Raw genomic sequence first — 20059 nt, 5'->3', positions numbered from 1 at the left:
TGCGGCCAACAGCGGCCCCTGTCTGTGTTACGGCGTTGGAGAAAAGCCCAAGTACATCCAGTACGAGCGGCTTTCCTCCGCCTTGCCAGGAACCACGTTGATCCACAGCGGACGCAAAGGAACAGGATCACGCGACACTAGTCGCGGGCACCGACAGTTCTGCCGCTCCATCCACAACCGACCCCGTTGGGCGGACATGAGCGGGTTTGTCCCCAGGCCAACCCGACGACGCCCGAAACCGTCGGTGCCCGCCCGTAGGCGTGTGACCATTTGCCAACATAGACTCGAGCTGGGTTAACAGGTCCCTGAGCGTTCATAAGTGTGTAGGCGGGCGTGTAGCCCGGTATCCTGGTCCGCCGCGAGCGGGCGCACGTAGGGCCGCATGACGGCGTGGCTGCGGATCTGCGCTGGAGATCGGGTCTGGCGCTGGTGCTGAGGGGCCGAGTCAGGTCAGCGGGTCGGCACCAACGACTACGATGGGGATGACATGGCCAAACAGATCTGCCCGACCTGCAGCGGGAAGGGGTCCAAGGAGGTACCTCGTCGTTACACGGACAAGAACGGCAAGACCCACACCGTGTACGACTCGGAGATCTGCAAGCAGTGCGACGGCTCAGGATGGGTGAACCGATGACGGAGAGCATGCGAACGGTGTGCCACGGCTGTCGGCAGGTCACGCAGTACCGCGACGACGCCGGGAACGTCCGGCCCATGGTTCTTCCTGGTAACGGCACCGTCTGGGTAGACCGGGCACCCGGTGGCATGGTCGAGGAGCCATGCCCGGTGTGTGGCGACAGCGACGACCCCGGTTGGCTGCCAGGTTTCGTACCGCCCGTGTGATCTCGATATTCAGCGAGCTTCAACTATCGGACATAAACTACCCCCAATGCTTGGGCGTACTCCACAAAGTCGCTGACAATACTCGAATTGGAATGTGGTTTCAGACGTTCTACGAGTAGCTCTATTCGATTGTCGCTGCGAGTTGATGCGGTTCTCGCGGTCAACTCAAGCGCCCGCGTTGCTCGTGCGACACCTTCATCTATGTTGCCGAGCATGATTTGAGCTTCCGCGAGCCAGCTGGTATAGAGTGCCATCTCGCGCGCCTTCTCATCGGAGTAACCATTTAGGGCCGCTTCAAGCAGGGGTACTGCGCGTTCCGGTAGTCCCAGTTCAACAAAGCACCTACCTGCCATCACGTTAATTTCGTCCTCGTTCAGCCAGTAGACCCATTCGGGTTCTGCTTCGCGGTTGCTGCTGTGGGCGAACAGTTTTTCGACTTCAAGCAGGGCTATTTCTGCGGACTTGCGCTGGCCGGCCCGCGCGTGCGCATAGGCGACTCGCTCCATGAAGAGTGCGCGCGTCTTGGCTGTAGCATTTCTGCCAGTGCCCCGGACCGCGGTTCTGGCAAGCAACACGGCATCCTTTGGGTTGCCGACGTTCGCAATTTGATAGGCTAGAGTGGAAATTAAGTTGCCTGCAAGCGGCATGTCATTAGCGGCATACGCTGCGCTAATTCCAGTACCGTAGAAATGTGCGGCATGACCGTAACGGCCAGCGTCATCATTAACCCAACCTGCAAGCTGACATAGCTCTCCAACTGCTACCAATAGGCGGTTGCCAACCGATTCGTGGTACCGAGCTTCGCGTACGAGAGCCGCTGTCGCCTGCGTCTCCTTCTCGACTACGTCCCGCAGATCCCGCCCGGCAACGAAGTCGTCCATACGTCGAATGGACGCTACTCGTTGGCCAACTTGTTCCGCCATTCCTTGACCAACGTGACGACCGGAAGATACCTGCACAATTTGCGGCGGGTCAAGCACCATCCATTGATGCACAAGGCGCAGCACATTCTTGTGATCGAAGAGTGGCTCGGTAGTCGAGAGCAAGTCGGACAATCTGTGGTTGTCCTCAGCTGTCCATTCGCTACCCGACTCAAGGTTTACATTGATCCGTTGACTTTGACCGGGAAGGTCAAACAAGAGCGCATCTGACAACTCGGACGACGGGAAAATTACCTGTCCGGGAGCCGTTTTGAACCATAGTAGATGCGGTGGCAAATGCAGTACACTGGCGCAATGTCGGAGTGTCTCGAGGTTCAGTTCCGGGTCTCCGCTTTCGAACCTGCTAAGCTGACTCTGCGACATGTTGAGCCATCGCCCGACTAGCTCTTGATTGAGTGCCTTTCCGTACAGTCGCAAATGATGCGGGTGAAATCTGTACGCCTTGATAACTTTGCCCATATGTTCTTTTTCGAACGCGACGCGGAACTCGGCCGTCTCGAAAAAGTCGTCCTTGAAGTGGTGCGGCGCGTTGAGTTCATCAACACGTTGTCGCATGCACCGAGCACAGTTGCGGGCGGTGTTATCAGCCGCCAGTGGTGCTCCGCAGTTCGCGCAGCGCCGCGCGCCGACCGCGCCACGTCGTCGCCGCGGACTGGACGAAACCATCAGACCCCCACCCAGTGTGAAGCCGTTCACGCCCCTCTGACCAGCGTACATGCGCGTACACGACGCGTGACAGCTGCTCGCCTCGACCAGCAGTCATGCAAGGCCCCTGCCAGGCACCGCCAGCTCGCGCACCGGGGCGAGTGAGGACCGGTCACGGCAGCCCCTGGCCACGCCCACCCGACTGCGACCTGACAAGGGGGAAGCGGCCAGGGAAGCAACCAGGGAGGCGGCAGGGAGGCAGGGAGTTCTCCCCGTGCCCTCCCTGCCCGCGCCTCCCCGTACTGACCTGCGAAAAGGCCCGTCAGGGACCCCAGGAGGCGGTGTCGGCCTACACCGAAACCCCGGGAAACGTCACTTGCGAGGGCAGCTGTCAGGCTCCCTCCCCGAGCGGCCGACGCAGGTCAACGCTATGTCACCAAATAACCTTCCGCCTACGCTGGATCCCGGGGGTCGGAGGCCGTGCCCCGACACGCGGCCCGCGGTTGTCCACAACCGCGCCCTGCCGACCCCGAAACCGTCGGTGCAGACCACTACGCTGGATGTCGGGGGCCGAAGGCAACGCCCGCCACCGAGCTAACCCTCGTTCTTCCCGCCGTCGTCCTTGCCGCCGGAGCGGTAGTCGTTCGTGACGATCACGACCACGCCGTCCGGGAAGCCCTCGATCCCCGCGAACCGCGGCTTCACCCGCATGTCGAACTCCGCGCCCAACGCTTGGGCCGCGGCCTCCTCGGCCGTGCCGGGGCGGTAGTACACCGTGGTCGTCGGGATGATGCCGCCCGAGTAGTTGCCGGTGGCGACCACCTTCCAGCCAACCGACTCGAAGTCGTCCGCGGCACGGGAGGCCAGCCCCTTGATCGTGCTGTTGTTGTAGACCCGGACCGGTTCGGTCTTGCCCGGCTCGCCGTTGCCGTCGCCACCCGGCGCCGAGGTCGTGGCGGTACCCCCCGGCGGCGTGGTGGTGCCGGGGGGCCGGCTGGACGACGGGGTCTGCGACCCGGACGACGGCGGACGGCTCGACGACGGAGGCTCGGCGGACGAACCCGGCTCGCCGGTCGAGGTCGACGCGGGCGGCTGGGCGTCATCGTCGCCGTTGCCGTCGCCGTCATCGCCGCCGCCGAAGACCGAGATCAGCCCGATGATCAGCGCGACCGCGGCCAGGCCCAGCAGCGTGAGGCCCGCGACCCGCAGTGGACGCGTGGCGCTGGGTGAGTCGGGTGAGGTCATCGACCGAGCCGCGGGGCCGAGCGGGCGCGCTGCCGGCCACTGCGCAGCCGGCGCAACCGCTTGACCAGCATCGGGTCCACCTGCAGCGCCTCATGCTTGTCGATCAGCCGGTTGACGAGCTGGTAGTAGCGGGTCGGCGAGACGCCGAACAGCTCATGGATCGCCTGCTCCTTGGCGCCGGCGTACTTCCACCACTGGCGCTCGAACGCGAGGATCTCGCGTTCCCGCTGAGTGAGGCCGTCCACCGACTCCCCGACCGGTTCGCCGGTCGGCGGCAGCGCGCGCACATGCCGCTCGGAGGGCTGTGCCGGCAACTCTGCGGCGTCCATCTGGCTCCTCGCCACGAGGTCTTTTGCTGCCCGGCGAATCACACTGCTGTGATTCGCCGAGTGCCATTACATCACGCTACCGAATGTGCCGGCTGGCCATGTGCGCGAAACCCGCGCGCATGTCGTTTGGCTATGGTCAGCCGCATGGCCATTCGTCCGATCAGGATCGTCGGTGACCCTGTGCTGCACAACCCGGTGCGCCAGGTCGAGAAGTTCGACGACGACCTCCGCACGTTGGTGGACGACATGTTCGAGACGATGGCGGCCGCGCCCGGGGTCGGCCTCGCCGCCAACCAGGTGGGCGTCGACCTGCGACTCTTCGTCTACGACTGCCCCGACGACGACGAGCGGCATCGTGGCGTGGTGATCAACCCGGAGCTGGAGACGTCCGAGCGGCCCGAGACGATGCCGGACCCGGACGACGACCTCGAGGGCTGCCTGTCCGTGCCGGGTGAGTCGTTCCCGACCGCGCGGGCGTCGTGGGCCAAGGTCACCGGCCAGGACCTCGACGGCGCGTCGATCGAGGTCGAGGGCACCGGGTACTTCGCGCGATGCCTGCAGCACGAGACCGACCACCTCGATGGGCTGCTGTATCTCAACCGGCTCGTCGGCCGGTACGCCAAGGAGGCGAAGCGCATGCTGAAGCGCAACGACTGGGGCCGCCCCGGCCTGTTGTGGGATCCCGCGGTCGAGAGCGAGCCCGGGGAGTGACCGCTTCGCTCCTGGCGAACGCGGAATGATTGCCCACCGGCGCACACTTGTAGTGAATGCAACGGTGTAATTCACGGTGGGCGGTGACGGACGTGTCGGACGAGCTGGACGCCTACTCCCGCACGGTCAGCGCGGTCGCCAAGTCGCTCACGCCCCATGTCGCGAGTGTGGCGCTGCGGCGCGGGAGCGGCTCGGCGGTGGTCTTCACCGAGTCCGGCCACCTGCTGACGAACGCACACGTGGTCGACGCCGGCAAGCGGGGCACGGCCACCTTCTCCGACGGCACCGAGACCCCGTTCGAGGTCATCGGCGTCGATCCGTTGTCCGACCTGGCGGTGGTCCGGGCGGCTCGCGACTGGCCGGCCCCGGCCGACCTGGGTGACGCCGACGGCTTGGTGGTCGGTCAGCTCGTGGTAGCGGTCGGCAGCCCGCTCGGCCTGTCCGGCTCGGTCACCGCGGGCGTGGTGAGCGCCTTGGGCCGGTCGTTGCCGGTCCGCCAGGGCCAGGCCGCGCGCGTGATCGAGGACGTCATCCAGACGGATGCCGCGCTGAACCCGGGCAACTCCGGCGGCGCCCTGGCCGACTCCTCTGCGCGGGTGGTCGGCATCAACACCGCGGTGGCGGGTTTCGGACTCGGCCTCGCCGTGCCGATCAACACGACCACCCGACGGATCATCGACACGCTGATGGCGGAGGGCCGGGTGCGCAGGGCTTACCTCGGCGTGGTCGGCGTCCCGGCACCGCTGCCCGACGAGGTCGCCGAACGCACCGGCCAGCGGGCGGGCCTGCGGGTGATCGAGGTGGTCGACGGCGGGCCGGCGGCCCGGGCGGGGCTCCGCAAGGGCGACCTCGTGCTGACCGTGGCCCGCGAGCAGGTGCACGACGCCCAGGGCATCCAACGGAAGTTGTTCGCCGAGGTGATCGGCACCGACCTGGCCGTGACGGTCCTGCGCAACGGCGCGATGGTCGACGTCTACGCCCGCCCCACCGAGCTGACCGTCGGCTGACTCCGCTCAGAAGCCGCGGAAGACACCGTCGGCCTCGTCGGCGAACTCGGCGGGCGCAAGTCGTTGCCGGGCGACGGGGCGGAAATTCGGTCGTCGCGGAGCTACCCGGCGGCGCACAGTGGCCGGCATGAACCTGGCCGCCTTCCTGCTCGCCTCCTTGCTCCTCGCGATGGTGCCCGGGGTCGGCACCGCCATGCTGCTGCGCCAGTCCGTGCGCGGTGGGCGGCGCACGGCGCTCGCGACCGTGGCCGGGCTCGAGACCGGGGTCGCGGTGTGGGCGGCGGCGGCCGCGCTCGGGCTCTCGGCCCTCCTCGTCGTGTCGGAGCTCGCCTACCAGGGGTTGCGGATCGCCGGCGTCGTGGTGCTGCTCTGGTTCGGGATCCGGGCGCTGTTCGGGCGTGCCGCGGCGGACACCGGGACCGGGACCAGGTCGGGCGGGTTCCGGGCCGGGCTTCTCGTCAACCTCGCCAACCCCAAGCTCGCCGTCTTCGCGATCTCGTTCCTCCCCCAGTTCGTCCCGGCCGGCGACGGCCACGCCACGCTCCTCGCGCTGGCCGCGCTCTGGGTCGCGGTCGACACCGTCTGGTACCTGATCATCGTGGGGCTCCTGAGCACGGCGGTCGACTGGCTGCGCCGCCCCAAGGTCAGGGCCCGGCTCGAACGCGTCTCCGGCGCCGTCCTCGTCGGCCTCGGCATCCGGCTGGCCCTGGAGCAATAGGTCGTGTCTCGTGGCCTAACGGCGCCACGGCAGCAACGGCAGGTTCGCCAGCTCCACGACCCGGTCGAGAAGAGCCAGGTCCGCGTACCGACCGGCCAGCACCGCGGCCCGGATGCCGCGCAGCTGCGCCGACGTCACGGCGTCGCCCACCAGCAGGAACGGAACCACCAACCGCCACGCCGACACCGCCGACACCCGTCGCCGCTGCGGCGCGCGCAACGCCAGCACGGCGAGCCGCAGCATCTGCTCGCCCGGTGTCAGCGACCCGGGCGGCGCCGACTCCGACCACGACCACCGCGACGCGTCGGCCGCCGCGCACGACAGGCACACCGGGTCGCCCGCGCCGAGCTCGCCGCCGCACTCCTCGCAGCGCAGCAGCCGCAGCGCCCAGTCCGTGCACGTCCACGCGTACGAACCGTCCGAAGCCAACAGGACCTGGGCCGCGAGCGAGCGCTCGTCCTCGGTGCCCGCGCTCACCCGTTCGGCCGCGAGCAGCGCGAGCCAGTCCGCGAGCCAAAGCTGGTCGACGACCTCGGCACAGCCGAGGCAGGACGGGTAGCCGCGCCCGGTCAACTCGCCGCAGGTCGAGCACGGTTTCGCCGCGGCGGGTCGATCACCCGACCGGGCCCCCGGCGGGTACGGCAGACGCACGTCCACGCCTGCACCGTACTTCCCCTCACCCGATTCCGCCCTTGGCAGCGCCCCGAACGGCTGGCTATGGTCAAGCCCGAGAACTCAACATCGCAGCGGGAGCTCGCGCCACAGCGGGCTGAGAGGGCAAGTGGTGTCCATCCGAGGACCCGGCCTTGCCGACCGCCTGAACCTGACCGGGTAATGCCGGCGTAGGGAGGCTTTTCCATGACTGCTCTCGAGGACCGTTCGGTCCGGCCGAGCGTGACCACCGGGCCGATCACCGGCTCCACCAAGGTGTACCGCGACGCCGACGGACTGCCCGTGCCGTTCCGGCGAGTGAATCTCACCAACGGCGAGCACGTCGACCTGTACGACACCTCCGGCCCGTACACCGACCCGACCGCGACCATCGACGTCCACAATGGATTGAACAGGTTGCGGGAGGACTGGGGGCTCGAGCCGGTGAACGGCGCGGTCACCCAACTGGCCTACGCCAAGGCCGGCGTCATCACCAAGGAGATGCGGTTCGTCGCCGCCCGCGAGGGCGTCGACCCGGAGTTCGTCCGCCAGGAGGTCGCGATCGGCCGGGCGGTGATTCCGGTCAACCGCAACCACCCTGAGGTCGAACCGGCGATCATCGGCAAGAAGTTCCTCGTCAAGATCAACGCCAACATCGGCAACTCCGCCGTGAGCTCGTCCATCGAGGACGAGGTGGACAAGCTGGTCTGGGCCACCCGCTGGGGCGCCGACACCGTCATGGACCTCTCCACCGGTAAGCGCATCGACGAAACACGCGAGTGGATCCTGCGCAACTCCTCCGTGCCCATCGGCACCGTCCCGATCTACCAGGCACTGGAGAAGGTCAACGGCGACCCGGCCGGCCTCACCTGGGAGGTCTACCGGGACACCGTGATCGAACAGTGTGAACAGGGCGTGGACTACATGACCGTGCACGCGGGCGTGCTCCTGCGCTACGTCCCGCTCACCGCCAAGCGCATCACCGGAGTCGTCTCGCGCGGCGGCTCGATCATGGCCGCCTGGTGCCTCGCCCATCACCGGGAGTCGTTCCTGTACACCAACTTCGTCGAGCTGTGCGAGATCCTGCGCAAGTACGACGTGACATTCTCCCTCGGCGACGGGCTGCGGCCGGGCAGCATCGCCGACGCCAACGACGAGGCCCAGTTCGCCGAGCTCCGCACGCTCGGCGAGCTCACCCACATCGCCCGCGAGCACGACGTCCAGGTGATGATCGAGGGCCCCGGCCACGTGCCGATGCACAAGATCGCCGAGAACGTCCGCCTCGAGGAGGAACTCTGCGGCGAGGCGCCGTTCTACACACTCGGTCCACTTGCGACGGACATCGCGCCGGCCTACGACCACATCACCTCGGCCATCGGCGCGGCGCAGATCGGCTGGGCCGGCACCGCGATGCTCTGCTACGTCACCCCGAAGGAGCACCTCGGCCTGCCCAACCGGGACGACGTGAAGACCGGCGTGATCACCTACAAGATCGCCGCACACTCCGCCGACCTCGCGAAGGGCCATCCTCGCGCCCAGGAGTGGGACGACGCGCTGTCCAAGGCCCGCTTCGAGTTCCGCTGGGCCGACCAGTTCAACCTCTCGCTCGACCCGGACACCGCGCGCTCGTACCACGACGAGACCCTGCCGGCGGAACCCGCGAAGACGGCGCATTTCTGCTCGATGTGCGGGCCGAAGTTCTGCTCGATGCGCATCACCCAGGACGTGCGCAAGTACGCCGAGGAACACGGACTGTCCACTGTGGCCGCCATCGAGGCGGGCATGGAGGAGATGTCCGAGCGGTTCCACGACCACGGCGACCAGGTCTACCTGCCGATCACCGAGAACGCGGCCGACGAGTAGATGAACGCCACGCCGCCACGGGTGCTCACCATCGCCGGGTCCGACTCCGGCGGTGGTGCGGGCATCCAGGCAGACCTGCGCACGTTCTTCGCCTGCGGGGTGCACGGCATGACCGCGGTCACCGCGGTCACCGTGCAGAACTCGCTGGGCGTCAGCGGGGTCTCGACGATCCCGCCCGAGGTCGTCGCCGCCCAGATCGAGGCGGTCGCCGACGACATCGGGGTGCTGGCGGCGAAGACGGGCATGCTGGCCACCGCGGAGATCATCGCCGCAGTGGCCAAGGCGTGCGACAAGGTCCACATCGGACGCGAGGGCCGGATCCCGTTCGTCGTCGACCCGGTCGCCGCGTCCATGCACGGCGACCAGCTCCTGCGCGACGACGCGATGTCGGCGTTGCGCACGGAGCTGTTCCCGCGTGCCACCATCGTCACGCCGAACCTGGACGAGGTCCGGCTGCTCACCGGCATCACCGTGCGGGACCTGGCCGGCGCGCGCGCGGCGGCGCGGGCACTGCACGCGCTCGGTCCACAGTGGGCACTGGTCAAGGGCGGGCACATGCATGACGATCCGGAGTGTGTCGATCTGCTCTACGACGGAGAGACGTTCCTCGAGCTGCCGGCGGCGCGGGTCGACACCGTGCACACCCATGGCGGCGGCGACACGATGGCGTCGTCGATCACCGCGGCGCTCGCGCGCGGCATGGACGTGCCGGCGGCGGTCCGGTTCGGCAAGGCGTTCGTCACCCGCGCGGTGCGGCACGCGTACCCGCTGGGCGGCGGCGTCGGGCCGGTGTCCGCGTTCTGGCGGCTCGCGCCGGAGGAGGAGAGATAGCCCATCTTCCCCCAAAACCCCTGAGCACCGACCTCCCGGCGGTTACGCTTCCCTGACGTCGGACGTGGCTACTCGGGAGGGGCCGGTGGGGAAGACCCGCGACCGAGCGCGTGCCCTGGTCGAGCACAAGCGTTTCCAGCAGGTCATCATCTGGGTCATCGTGCTGAACGCGATCACGCTCGGCCTCGAGACCTCGACCCACGTGATGGCGAACTTCGGCGGCCTGCTGCACGTCGCCGACCGGACCATGCTGTTCATCTTCGTCGCGGAGCTGGTCTGCCGGCTCTACGCGTACGGCTGGCGGTTCTTCACCGACTCGTGGAGCGTGTTCGACTTCCTCATCGTGGGCATCTCGCTGGTTCCGGCGGCCGGACCGTTCTCGGTGCTGCGGGCGTTGCGCGTGCTTCGGGTGCTGCGGCTGATCTCGGCGGTGCCGGCGATGCGCCGGGTCGTGTCGGGGCTGCTCGCCGCGGTGCCCGGGATGGCGTCGATCGGCGCGTTGCTGGCGCTGGTCATCTACGTCGCCGCGGTGATGTCCACGAAGCTCTTCGCGCACATCGCGCCGGAGTACTTCGGCGACCTCGGTACGACGCTCTTCACGCTGTTCCAGACGATGACCGGCGAGGCGTGGCCGGACGTGGCGCGACAGGTGATGGCGCAGGCGCCGCTGGCGTGGATCTTCTTCGTGACCTACATCCTGGTGTCGAGCTTCGCGGTGCTGAACCTGTTCATCGCGGTGATCGTGAGCGGGATGGAGCAGGAGGTCACCGACGACCTCGTGGACGCCGAGGACCGGCACGCGGCCGACCAGGCGGCGTCGGACGTGCTGATCCTGGCCGAGCTCCGGGTGCTGCGTTCGGAGGTCGCCGCGCTGCGGTCCGACCAGGCCGCGGACCGGGCGTAGCCGTGCTCACCCGGGAGCAGGCCCGCTTGCTGGTGGAACGGCCGGCGTTCCAGCGGACGGTCATCGCGGTGATCATCCTCAACGCGATCACGCTGGGCCTGGAGACGTCGGCGCGGATGACGGCCGAGCTGGGCGGGCTGCTGCACGTGGCCGACCGGGCCGCGCTCGCGGTGTTCGTGGTGGAGTTGCTGCTGCGGTTCTACGCGGCCGGCCGGCGGTTCTTCCGGGACCCGTGGAGCGTGTTCGACCTGCTGGTGGTGGGCATCTCGCTGGTGCCGGCGGCCGGGCCGCTCGCGGTGCTGCGGACGTTGCGCGTGCTTCGGGTGCTGCGGCTGGTGTCGGTGGTGCCGTCGATGCGGCGGGTGGTCGCGGGCCTGCTGGCTGCCGTACCGGGCATGGCGTCGGTCGCGGCGCTGCTGGCGTTGGTGATCTTCGTGGCCGGCGTGATGGCGACGAAGCTGTTCGGCCCGATCGCGCCCGCGTACTTCGGTGACCTGGGCACGACGCTGTTCACGCTCTTCCAGGTGATGACCGGCGAGGCGTGGCCGGACATCGCGCGCGAGGTGATGGCGCGGGCGCCGCTCGCGTGGATCTTCTTCGTGACCTACATCCTGGTGTCGAGCTTCGCGGTGCTGAACCTGTTCGTCGCGGTCGTGGTGAGCGGGATGGAGGACCAGGTCACCAGCGATCTGGCGGAGGCCGAGGAGCGCACCGCGGCCGCGCAGGCGTCGTCGGACGCGACGATCCTCGCGGAGGTCCGCACGTTGCGGGCCGAGGTGGCGCAGCTGCGCCAGGAGCGCTCGTGAGGGCGCGGGCCCGGGCGGTGGCGGAGGCCCCGTGGTTCAGCCGGGTGATCGTCGGCGTGCTCGTGATCAACGCGATCGCGCTGGGCCTACGCACGGCCGCGTCGGTGTCGAGGTCGCTGGACCCGCTGCTGTCGGCCGTGGAGTTCGCGGTCGTGGCGATCTTCGTGGTCGAGATGATCATCAAGGTCGCGGGTTTCGGCCGGTCGTTCTTCCGTGCCGCGTGGAACTGGTTCGACCTGGTCGTGATCGTGCTGTCGATCGTCCCGGCGTCGGGGACGCTGCTGATGCTGCGGACCGTGCGGATCCTGCGGACGTTCCGCCTGATCTCGGTGATCCCGTCGATGCGACGGGTGGTGAACGCCCTGTTCACGGCCGTGCCCGGGCTGGTGTCGATCCTCCTGCTGCTGATGCTGGTCCTGTACACGTCGGCGATCGCGGCGGTGCAGATGTTCGGCGCGGTGGCTCCGGAGGAGTTCGGCGGCCTGGGCACGTCGCTGCTGACGATGTTCCAGGTGATGACCCAAGGCTGGCCGCCGATCGCCGACGAGATCGTCGCGGTGCGCCCGCTGGGCTGGGTGTTCTTCGTCGGCTACATCGTGATCACCGGCTTCATCGTGCTGAACCTGCTGATAGCGGTGATCGTCAACGCGATGGAGAAGCAGGTGAGCGAGGCCGCCGCGGAGAAGGAGCAGGAGGTCGAGCGCGACCACCACACCGAACTGATGACCGAGCTGGCGGCGGTCCGCACCCAGTTGGCGGAGCTACCCGCGTTACGCGCCGAACTGGCGGAGCTCCGCGCCGAGCGCGAGCGCGCCTAGTGTCGCGTGACCCTGAAACCTTTACGCCCGCTGTGGATCACGCGAAGCCCCGTTAGAGCTCGGCCAGGACGGCGTCCGCGACGGCGGCGTGGTGGGTTATGTCCGCGCGGCGGGTCGTGATGCGGTTGGTCAGGTAGGCGTAGGCGAGCCGCCGGTCGGGGTCGGCCCAGGCGAGGCAGCAGTTGCTTCCGTTGTGGCCGAACGCGCGCCGGCTGCTCGTGCGCCCCATCGGGCTGATCGCGCCGGGGACGTGCGGCCGGCCGCCGAGCTGGAAGCCCTCGCTCCAGCGCAGCGGCACGCGGGCGTAGCGGTCGATCTCCCCGTCGCTGGTCGGCGTGAGCAGGGTGGCAAGCGTCGCCGGGCGGAGCAGCTCACCGTCGAGCAGAGCGGCGTAGAAGCGCGCCACGTCCCGCGCCGTCGTGGACACGCCCGCCGACGGGATGACGGCCGCACGCGTCGCCGGGCGGTTGACCACCGCGCTCACCAGCCTGCCCACCGGACCGCCGGCCGCCAGCGGCACGTGCCGCGACCACAGCCGCGGGGTGAGGCCGAGGTGCGTGTCACGGGCGTCCAGCGGACCCAGCACCAGCTCGCCCAGCAGCCACTCCACCGGGGTGCCGGTGATCCGCCGGACCAGCTCGCCGAGCGTGAACCCGTAGCTCAGGAACTGGTAAGCGGGCACCGCGCCCGGCGCCCACCGCGGCGCGACGCGCTCGACGCGGCGCACGGACAGGTCCCAGTCGGTCATGGCGCGGATGTCGCCCAGCGCGCTGCCCCCGGTGGCGAAGCCGGACCGGTGGCGCAACACCTGGCGGACGGTGACCGCATCCTTGCCGCCGCGCGCGAATCGGGCCAGTGCGTGGCGACCGGGTCGTCGAGGTCGAGGGCGCCCCGCTCGGCGAGCTGGTGCACGAGCAGCGCCACGTACGGCTTGCCCGCCGAGAACGTCCAGAACAGGTCGTCCGGCGCGCAGCCGACCGCCAGGTCGAGGACCACGTCCCCGTCCCGGATCACGCACACCTGCCCCGACCCGCCCCGAGCCCGGACGAGCCGCTCGATGCCGGACATCACCGGGGCGGGCTCGAGGCCTGGGCCCAGAAGCGTTGCGGCACCCGGCCGGCCGCCCGCGCCAACCGCCCGCCGTGCACCGCGTGACGCATAGCCGCGGCCATCTTCTCCGGGTCCTTCGCGCGAGTCACCGACGTCGCCAGCAACACTGCCGCGCAGCCGAGCTCCATCGCCAGGGCCGCGTCCGACGCCGTGCCGATGCCGGCGTCCAGGACCACCGGCACACCGGCGCGCGCCACGATCAGCTCGATGTTGTGCGGGTTGCGGATCCCCAACCCGGTGCCGATCGGCGAGCCCAGCGGCATCACCGCCGCACAGCCCGCCTCCTCCAGGCGCAACGCCAGCACCGGGTCGTCGTTGGTGTACGGCAGCACGGTGAAGCCGTCGGCCACCAAGGTCTCGGCCGCGTCCAGCAGCTCGACCGGGTCCGGCAACAGGGTCCGGTCGTCGGCGACGACCTCCAGCTTCACCCAGTCCGTGCCCAGCGCCTCGCGCGCGAGCCGTGCGGTGAGCACCGCCTCGGCCGCCGTGCGGCAGCCCGCCGTGTTCGGCAGCGGGTCGATCCCCAGGCGCCGCAACAGATCCAGGACACCCGTGCCGCCCTCGGCGTCGACGCGGCGGATCGACACGGTGGTCAGCTCGGTGCCCGACGCCACCAGCGCGCGTTCGAGTACCGCGAGGCTCGTGGCGCCACCGGTGCCGGTGATCAGGCGGGAGGAGTACTCGCGGTCGGCGATGATCAGCGGGTCGTCCATGTCACCCTCCCTGGACGGCGGTGAGGATCTCGACGTCGGCGTCAGCCGGTAGCACCGTGCGGTCGTGCCACGCGCGGGTGCACACCTCGCCGTCGACCGCGACCGCGATCCCCGCGGCCGGCAGGCCGAGCGCCGCCAGCAGGTCGGCGACCGTGGCCCCCTCGGCCAGGTCGTGCTCGGCGCCGTTGACTCGGACGTTCATCGCGTTCACCTTCTCGTCGGGACGTGGCGGGCGGGGTCCGCGGCCAGGACCTCGGCCGGCGGATCCTCGCCGGCGATCATGGCGCGCACCGCGGCCGCGGTGATCGGGGCGAGCAGCAGGCCGTTGCGGTGGTGCCCCGCGGCGACCAGCACGCCGGGCTCGAGCGGGCCGACCAGCGGAAGGTTGTCCCGGCTGCCCGCGCGCAACCCCGCGGCGGTCTCGGTGAGGCCGTACTCGGCGATGCCGGGCACGACCCGTTCGGCGTCGTCCAGAAGCCGATGGACGCCGCCCGCGGTGACCTCGGTGTCGAAGCCGGCCTCGTACTGGGTGGCGCCGAGGACGAGCTCGTCCCCCTTGCGGGGAACCAGGTAGACCGGCCGCGACTCGACGAGCGCGCGGACCGTGTGGGTGAGCGGCAGCACGCCGGGACGCGCGCGCAGGCGCAGGATCTCGCCCTTCACCGGGCGTACGAGCTGGTCCAGCGCCGGATGCAGCCCGCCGCTCCACGCGCCGGCGGCGATCACCGTTGTCCCACAACGAATCACCTCTCCGCCGGCCAGTCGGACCGAGCCCGGCTCGACCACCTGCGCGCACCGCCGGTCGAACGTCACGCCCGCCCGCGCAGCGGCACTCACGAGGCCCCGCAACAACTCCCTGTTGTCGACGGCCAGGTCGCCGGGCACCATGAGTCCACTTCGGACACTCGGGCCGACGGCCGGTTCCCGCTTGCGCAGCTCCCGGCCGGTCAGCCGGTCGACCGCGCGACCCAGCGTGGCGAGGTGGTCGGCGAGGATGTCCAGCTGCGCGGCGTCGGCGGCGTCCAGCGCGGCCACCGCCGTGCCGTCGGTCCGTAGCTCGACACCGAGGTCGGCGGCGAACTCGGGCCATCTGGCAAGGGACGCGCAACCCAGCTCGAGCAGATCCTCCTCGCCCGGCCAGGACTCGGTGACCGGCGCCAACATCCCGCCGGCGACCCATGAAGCGCCGCGCGCGGGCGCCGGATCGAGCAGGGTGACCGACCTGTCTGCCGCCAGCCGAACGGCGATGGACAGCCCGATGACGCCGCCACCGACGACGACGGTTCCGCTGTAGCTCAAGGCACATCACGCTCCCTGCGCCGGCATGATCCGGATCAGGTTCGACGGTCGGGATCGGCGGATCCCCTCTCAGCCCGGTGCCTCCGGACTCCCGTGCGGACCACCTCCACCGTAGCGCACGGGATAGCGTGACCGGGTGCCTGGACTTGACGGAGACGCGATCCGGCGGCGGCTGGCCGACGCGCGGCTGTACCTGTGCACCGGCAACCGGCCCGACCTCGCGGAGTTCATGGACGCCGCGCTCGCGGGTGGGGTGGACATCGTGCAGCTGCGCGACAAGCGCGCCGGCGTCCCCCTCGAGGCGGCCTTCGAGCTGCGTGCTCTGGCGGTGGTCGCGGAGGCCTGCGCGCGGCACGGCGCGCTGCTGTCGGTGAACGACCGGGCGGACGTCGCGCTGGCCGCCGGGGCCGACATCCTGCACCTCGGCCAGGACGACCTGCCGGTGGCCTGGGCCCGCCGGGTGGTCGGCGAGGAGGTCGTCCTCGGCCGCTCGACCCACGACGCCGACCAGGCCGCGGCGGCCGCGGTCGAGCCCGGGGTGGACTACTTCTGCACCGGCCCGTGCTGGCCGACCCCCACGAAGCCGGGTCGCGACGCGCCGGGCCTGGACCTGGTCAGGAAGGCGGCCGCAGCCGGCACGGACCGGCCGTGGTTCGCGATCGGGGGCATCGACGAGGCGCACCTGCCGGAGGTCCTGGCCGCGGGCGCGAGCCGGGTGGTCGTGGTCCGCGCCATCACGGAGGCGGCGGACCCCCAGACCGCCGCCTCGCACCTGGCCGCCGCACTCCGCTGAGCGACCGCGACCGGAAGCTGTCCACAACTCGCCGAGTTGTCCACAGACCGCCCTGACCTCGGCTTCTTGTGGTCCTCAACCGATAGAATGGACACATGGGGTGCCCCCGGAGAGGGTGGGGGCTTGCGTTTCTTGCGTTCCGCACACGCGCGCGTTGCATGGGGGTGGGGTGCGGGCAAGCACACGATCGGGTGGACGAGAGCGGCGGACGGGCCGGCAGGGTTCGGCCCGTCCGCCGCGGGGCATCTAAGCCCGAAGGAGAGCACTCAGCCCGTGTACAGGGTCAGGCCCCACACACTCAGTGGCTCGGTGATCGGCTGGAAGTAGGTCGTGCCGCCGGAGCTGCAGTTGCCGGAACCACCGGAGGTCAGGCCCACCGCTTGCACGCGACTGCCCGAACCCGGGTTCGTCACCAGCGAGCCGCCGGAGTCACCCGGCTCGGCGCACACGTTCGTGCGGATCATCTGGTACACGCAGCCCTGCGAGTAGCAGACGGTCTGGTTCGTGCCGGTCACGCTGCCGCAGTGCCAACCCGTGGTGGAGCCGGAGCGGCACACCGCGAGGCCGTACGTGGCGGTCCGCGGGCCGGTGACGGTCACGTCGCTGCCGCTGGAGTAGCGGTCCACCAACGGCGTGGACGCGGCAGCGGACGACGACACGTAGATGGCGCCGAAGTCGTTGCCCGGGAACGACGAGCCGGCCACGGGGCCGATCGTCCCGCCGACGCCGGACCAGGTGCCGCCCAGGTTGGTGCAGTGGCCGGCGGTGATCACGTACCGCGCGCCGCTGCTCAAGCGCGCGTTGAAGCCGGCCGAGCAGCGCGCGCCGCCCGTCGTGATCGCCTGGCCGCCGATGATGTTCCACAGCGCCTTGGGCGCCTCGGCCACGTGCTCGATCTTGACCGCGCCGGCGCCGAGGCCCGAGGCCCACTTCGCCACGCCCTGGTCAGAACCGTGCACCGAGACGACGAGCGACTTGGTAGCGCTGTCGACGTACCAGCCGGTCACCGTGCTGGGACGGCTCATGGCCGCCGCGTCCAGCTGGGACTGGGCGGCGGACAGCTCGGCGACACTCGGCGCTGCGGACGCGGTGGCCGGCGAGCCGGACGCCGGAGCGGCCATGGTCAAGGCCACGCCGGCGGCGAGCAGGGCTCCGCCCAGTACTCGCACAAAGGTAGTGCGTCTCATCAGGTGTTCTCCCTCGTCTTGGGTAGCAGGGGAACCCGAAAGCGGGGGGCAGATCCGCTCCCGGGGCAAGAGGGATCAAATTCGCCATCCGGATAGATAGATGACGCTGATGAAACTATGTATCGACGGTGTGTTCGGATATCGGCCGATCGGGGACACCAGTTGCCATTGTGACCCACAACACCGCTACGAACAGTTAACCCGCGTTATCCGAAGGCGGCGCCGACCCCGAACCGGACGGCGTGCCTCCGGTCGTGGTGCTTTCCACCGACGTGTCCGGCGCGCTCGAGTCGGACGGAGGGTCGGACGGCTCCTCGTCGGCACTGGTCGGCGTGGGTGTCGGGGTGACCGTGACGGTCTGTCCACCGGTGCCCGGAATCGTCGTCTCCCGGGTGGGCGGCGCCGGCGAGTCGTCGCGGTCGCCTCCCCCGCCGGGGTGCGTCCGAACGATGTCGCCGACCGTCGTGCCCTCGCCACCGGACAACGGCTCGCCACGGATCCACTCGATGCCGGTGATCACCGTCATGCCGAGCACGAACGCCAGCACGCTGCCGACGATCATGGCCGGCCAGCCGATCCGCCTGCTCGACGGCGGCCGCTCCTCCTCGGGTTCCGGCTCGGGCTCCTCGTCGGTCAGCGTGACCGTGGTGGCACCCGCGCGGGTGACGACCTTGTTGCGAACGCTCTGCACGCTCCGCCTGGTGCGTTGGATGGATCGCAGGTACAGCGCGCCCCCGACGGTACTCACGATGCTCGCAAGCCCCGCGCCGACCACGGTGCCCGCGACGCCCACGGTCGAACCGAGCAGCGCCGCGGTGACCGCGGCCAGCGCGGCCGCCAGGACCTGACTGATCCGGATGCTGTCGATTTCCTGCTTTTCGCTCATGATCCTTTATCTGCCGCGGTTTCTCTTCGGTCCCAACGTGGGGACGGCTGTGTTGCTCCCCCGGTTGACTCATGGTGAGCAGTAACACAGTCCACAATGGACGGTGCATACTGACGTCGTGAACCTGACTACCCTCGAGGACGTCACCGCGGCCGCCGAGCGGATCGCCGACATCGCGATGCGCACCCCGTTGCTGCCCGGCGCGTGGGCGGACGCTCACCGTCCACTGTGGCTCAAACCGGAGAACCTGCAGCCGATCGGCGCGTTCAAGATCCGCGGCGCGGCCAACGCGGTGGCGCGCATCCCGGTGTCGGAGCGCGCGCGTGGGGTGGTCGCGTACTCGAGTGGTAACCACGCGCAGGCGGTCGCCTACGTGGCGAAGCGGTTCGGTATCCCGGCGGCCATCGTGGTCCCGGAGAACACGCCGGCGGTCAAGATCGAGGCGACCCGCGCGCACGGCGCCGAGGTGGTCGTCGTCCCGATCACCGACAGGGAGATCGTGGCGGAGCGCCTGGTGGCCGAGCGGGGCGCGACCCTGATCCCGCCGTTCGACCATCCGGACGTGATCGCCGGCCAGGGCACGATCGGCCTGGAGATCGTCGCCGACCTCCCGGACGTCGAGGTGGTCCTGGTCCCGGTGAGCGGCGGCGGCCTGGCCTCCGGCGTCGCGACGGCGATCAAGGCCCTGTGCCCGGCGGCGCGGGTGTACGGCGTGGAGCCCGCGCTGGCCGGCGACACGGCCGAGAGCTTGGCCGCGGGGCGCCTGGTCCGCTGGTCGACACAGGACCGCGCCCGCACGATCGCCGACGGCCTGCGCGCCGAACCGTCCGAGCTGACGTTCGCCCACCTGCGGAAACTGCTGGACGGCATCGTGACGGTGACGGAGGAGGAGATCCGCGCGGCGGTCGCGACCCTGGCGACGCGCGCCCACCTGGTGGCCGAACCGAGCGGCGCCGTGACGACCGCCGCATACCTGCACCGGGCCGCGGACCTGCCCCGAGGCCGCACGGTGGCGATCGTCTCGGGCGGCAACCTCGACCCGACCGAACTGGCCGCGATGCTCTCGACCTGACCGCCACTCCTCGCGCGCGGACCCGTACGCGCACACACGCGCGTGCAGAACTCGAGAAACCTAAGCCCCCACCCTGTCCGGGGGCGAACAGCCCTGTGGTTACATACTTGTGACGTGCAGAGACACCGATGCCACGTGGTGAAGTGCGACGACGGTTCCTTCGTCGTCGGTCCCCACGAATGTGCCGCCGAACGGCCGGCTGACTAGGAGTGTTCTGGCGAGGGAGATCGCGATCGTGGACGGGCTCCCATCAGATGGTCTCGTCTCGACGAGGGCTACCTCGCCGGGGGCCGCCGGTCCCTGGGACTTGCCGATCCGAAGGTTGGCGGTCCGTTCACTGATCTCGGGGCGTTGCCGGGCGGGAAGGTCACGTGCAGCCACCAGCTCCGCACGGATTGCCTCGGCTTCGGAATGTCGGGAATCGTACGAAGCAACAGGCATGCGCCGATCCGAGATGCTCGACGCGAGCACGACCGCACCGCGGCATCAACGGAGCAATCACAGCGCACTGCTCATCCGACAACGGTTCACGAAATGGACACAGTGGTGGGCCTAAGGGCTTGGAAATGAACAACACGCTCAACTGGGTGTGTCGGTCGGGCTGATGGTGTAGTTCCATTCGCCGTGCCACTCGTGTGGGGTCAGATACCGCGCGAGGAGTGTTCTCATCTCACGATCGGTGATCTTGAT

Annotated in this window: 19 protein-coding genes, 1 pseudogene and 2 riboswitches; of the genes and pseudogenes, 10 read left to right on the top strand and 10 right to left on the bottom strand. The window is 69.5% G+C overall.

Annotation, left to right across the window (positions count from 1 at the left end; genetic code table 11):
- Positions 1–863 precede the first annotated feature (863 nt).
- The 3 genes from GEV28_RS33855 to GEV28_RS33845 all read right to left on the bottom strand — a co-directional run bounded on the left by GEV28_RS33855 (position 864) and on the right by GEV28_RS33845 (position 4000).
- Entirely contained in the window at positions 864–2336 is a 1473-nt protein-coding gene (locus GEV28_RS33855) for a helix-turn-helix transcriptional regulator (protein ID WP_291416990.1), read from the bottom strand.
- A 684-nt stretch (positions 2337–3020) separates the two neighbouring features.
- Positions 3021–3671 (bottom strand): LytR C-terminal domain-containing protein, encoded by a 651-nt coding sequence (locus GEV28_RS33850; protein WP_291416988.1) that lies wholly within the window; start codon positions 3669–3671, stop codon positions 3021–3023.
- Complete coding sequence (locus GEV28_RS33845) at positions 3668–4000, bottom strand: DUF3263 domain-containing protein (RefSeq protein ID WP_291416986.1); 333 nt, start codon at positions 3998–4000, stop codon at positions 3668–3670. Before GEV28_RS33845 ends, GEV28_RS33850 begins: the two co-directional genes overlap by 4 nt.
- Positions 4001–4144: 144 nt before the next feature.
- On the opposite strand from GEV28_RS33845, the gene GEV28_RS33840 reads away from it, so the two are divergent.
- From GEV28_RS33840 to GEV28_RS33830, 3 genes are all read left to right on the top strand, one after another.
- On the top strand, positions 4145–4711 hold the full coding sequence (locus tag GEV28_RS33840) for a peptide deformylase (protein ID WP_291416984.1): 567 nt from the start codon (positions 4145–4147) through the stop codon (positions 4709–4711).
- A gap of 92 nt (positions 4712–4803) precedes the next feature.
- Entirely contained in the window at positions 4804–5718 is a 915-nt protein-coding gene (locus tag GEV28_RS33835) for a trypsin-like peptidase domain-containing protein (RefSeq protein ID WP_291416992.1), read from the top strand.
- A 127-nt stretch (positions 5719–5845) separates the two neighbouring features.
- Entirely contained in the window at positions 5846–6436 is a 591-nt protein-coding gene (locus tag GEV28_RS33830; RefSeq protein ID WP_291416983.1) for a LysE family translocator, read from the top strand.
- Positions 6437–6451: 15 nt separating this feature from the next.
- On the opposite strand, the gene GEV28_RS33825 is transcribed toward GEV28_RS33830, so the two are convergent.
- Positions 6452–7093, bottom strand: coding sequence for a hypothetical protein (locus GEV28_RS33825; RefSeq protein WP_291416981.1), 642 nt, complete (start codon positions 7091–7093; stop codon positions 6452–6454).
- A 79-nt stretch (positions 7094–7172) separates the two neighbouring features.
- Positions 7173–7302: riboswitch (TPP riboswitch) on the top strand.
- Between GEV28_RS33825 and thiC the strand changes: the two genes are divergently transcribed.
- The 5 genes from thiC to GEV28_RS33800 all read left to right on the top strand — a co-directional run bounded on the left by thiC (position 7295) and on the right by GEV28_RS33800 (position 12309).
- Positions 7295–8950, top strand: a complete 1656-nt coding sequence (gene thiC, locus GEV28_RS33820; protein ID WP_291416979.1) for a phosphomethylpyrimidine synthase ThiC — start codon at positions 7295–7297, stop codon at positions 8948–8950. It overlaps the preceding riboswitch by 8 nt.
- Positions 8951–9781: a bifunctional hydroxymethylpyrimidine kinase/phosphomethylpyrimidine kinase gene (gene thiD, locus GEV28_RS33815; protein WP_291416977.1), complete on the top strand. Its 831-nt coding sequence runs from the start codon at positions 8951–8953 to the stop codon at positions 9779–9781.
- Positions 9782–9866: 85 nt separating this feature from the next.
- The gene (locus GEV28_RS33810; RefSeq protein ID WP_291416975.1) at positions 9867–10685 is read left to right on the top strand and encodes an ion transporter; all 819 of its coding nucleotides are present in this window, start codon (positions 9867–9869) and stop codon (positions 10683–10685) included.
- Positions 10686–10687: 2 nt separating this feature from the next.
- On the top strand, positions 10688–11491 hold the full coding sequence (locus GEV28_RS33805) for an ion transporter (RefSeq protein WP_291416972.1): 804 nt from the start codon (positions 10688–10690) through the stop codon (positions 11489–11491).
- On the top strand, positions 11488–12309 hold the full coding sequence (locus GEV28_RS33800) for an ion transporter (protein WP_291416970.1): 822 nt from the start codon (positions 11488–11490) through the stop codon (positions 12307–12309). The genes GEV28_RS33805 and GEV28_RS33800 overlap by 4 nt, the downstream gene beginning before the upstream one ends.
- A gap of 52 nt (positions 12310–12361) precedes the next feature.
- On the opposite strand, the pseudogene GEV28_RS33795 reads toward GEV28_RS33800, so the two are convergent.
- From GEV28_RS33795 to thiO, 4 genes and pseudogenes are all read right to left on the bottom strand, one after another.
- Positions 12362–13377 (bottom strand): annotated as a pseudogene (locus GEV28_RS33795) (serine hydrolase domain-containing protein).
- Entirely contained in the window at positions 13377–14132 is a 756-nt protein-coding gene (locus tag GEV28_RS33790) for a thiazole synthase (RefSeq protein WP_291416968.1), read from the bottom strand. The pseudogene GEV28_RS33795 and the gene GEV28_RS33790 overlap by 1 nt, the downstream one beginning before the upstream one ends.
- Before the next feature lies 1 nt (position 14133).
- Positions 14134–14334, bottom strand: a complete 201-nt coding sequence (gene thiS / locus GEV28_RS33785) for a sulfur carrier protein ThiS (RefSeq protein WP_291416966.1) — start codon at positions 14332–14334, stop codon at positions 14134–14136.
- Positions 14335–14339: 5 nt separating this feature from the next.
- Complete coding sequence (gene thiO / locus GEV28_RS33780; protein ID WP_291416964.1) at positions 14340–15431, bottom strand: glycine oxidase ThiO; 1092 nt, start codon at positions 15429–15431, stop codon at positions 14340–14342.
- Positions 15427–15536: riboswitch (TPP riboswitch) on the bottom strand. (Overlaps the previous gene by 5 nt.)
- 31 nt (positions 15537–15567) lie before the next feature.
- On the opposite strand from thiO, the gene thiE reads away from it, so the two are divergent.
- A complete protein-coding gene (gene thiE, locus GEV28_RS33775) occupies positions 15568–16224 on the top strand; it encodes a thiamine phosphate synthase (protein WP_291416963.1) in 657 nt (218 codons plus the stop codon).
- A gap of 266 nt (positions 16225–16490) precedes the next feature.
- On the opposite strand, the gene GEV28_RS33770 is transcribed toward thiE, so the two are convergent.
- A complete protein-coding gene (locus GEV28_RS33770) occupies positions 16491–17411 on the bottom strand; it encodes a S1 family peptidase (protein WP_291416962.1) in 921 nt (306 codons plus the stop codon).
- A 196-nt stretch (positions 17412–17607) separates the two neighbouring features.
- On the bottom strand, positions 17608–18297 hold the full coding sequence (locus GEV28_RS33765; RefSeq protein ID WP_291416960.1) for a hypothetical protein: 690 nt from the start codon (positions 18295–18297) through the stop codon (positions 17608–17610).
- A gap of 118 nt (positions 18298–18415) precedes the next feature.
- Here GEV28_RS33765 and GEV28_RS33760 point away from each other — a divergent pair, with 118 nt between their 5' ends.
- Complete coding sequence (locus tag GEV28_RS33760; RefSeq protein WP_291416958.1) at positions 18416–19369, top strand: threonine/serine dehydratase; 954 nt, start codon at positions 18416–18418, stop codon at positions 19367–19369.
- The last annotated feature ends 690 nt before the right edge of the window (positions 19370–20059 follow it).

The organism is Actinophytocola sp., from assembly GCF_009379765.1.
In the GTDB taxonomy this organism is placed as follows: domain Bacteria; phylum Actinomycetota; class Actinomycetes; order Mycobacteriales; family Pseudonocardiaceae; genus Actinophytocola.
The sequence above is the reverse complement of the archived record's forward strand: the minus strand, read 5'-3'. Positions and strand labels throughout refer to the sequence as shown.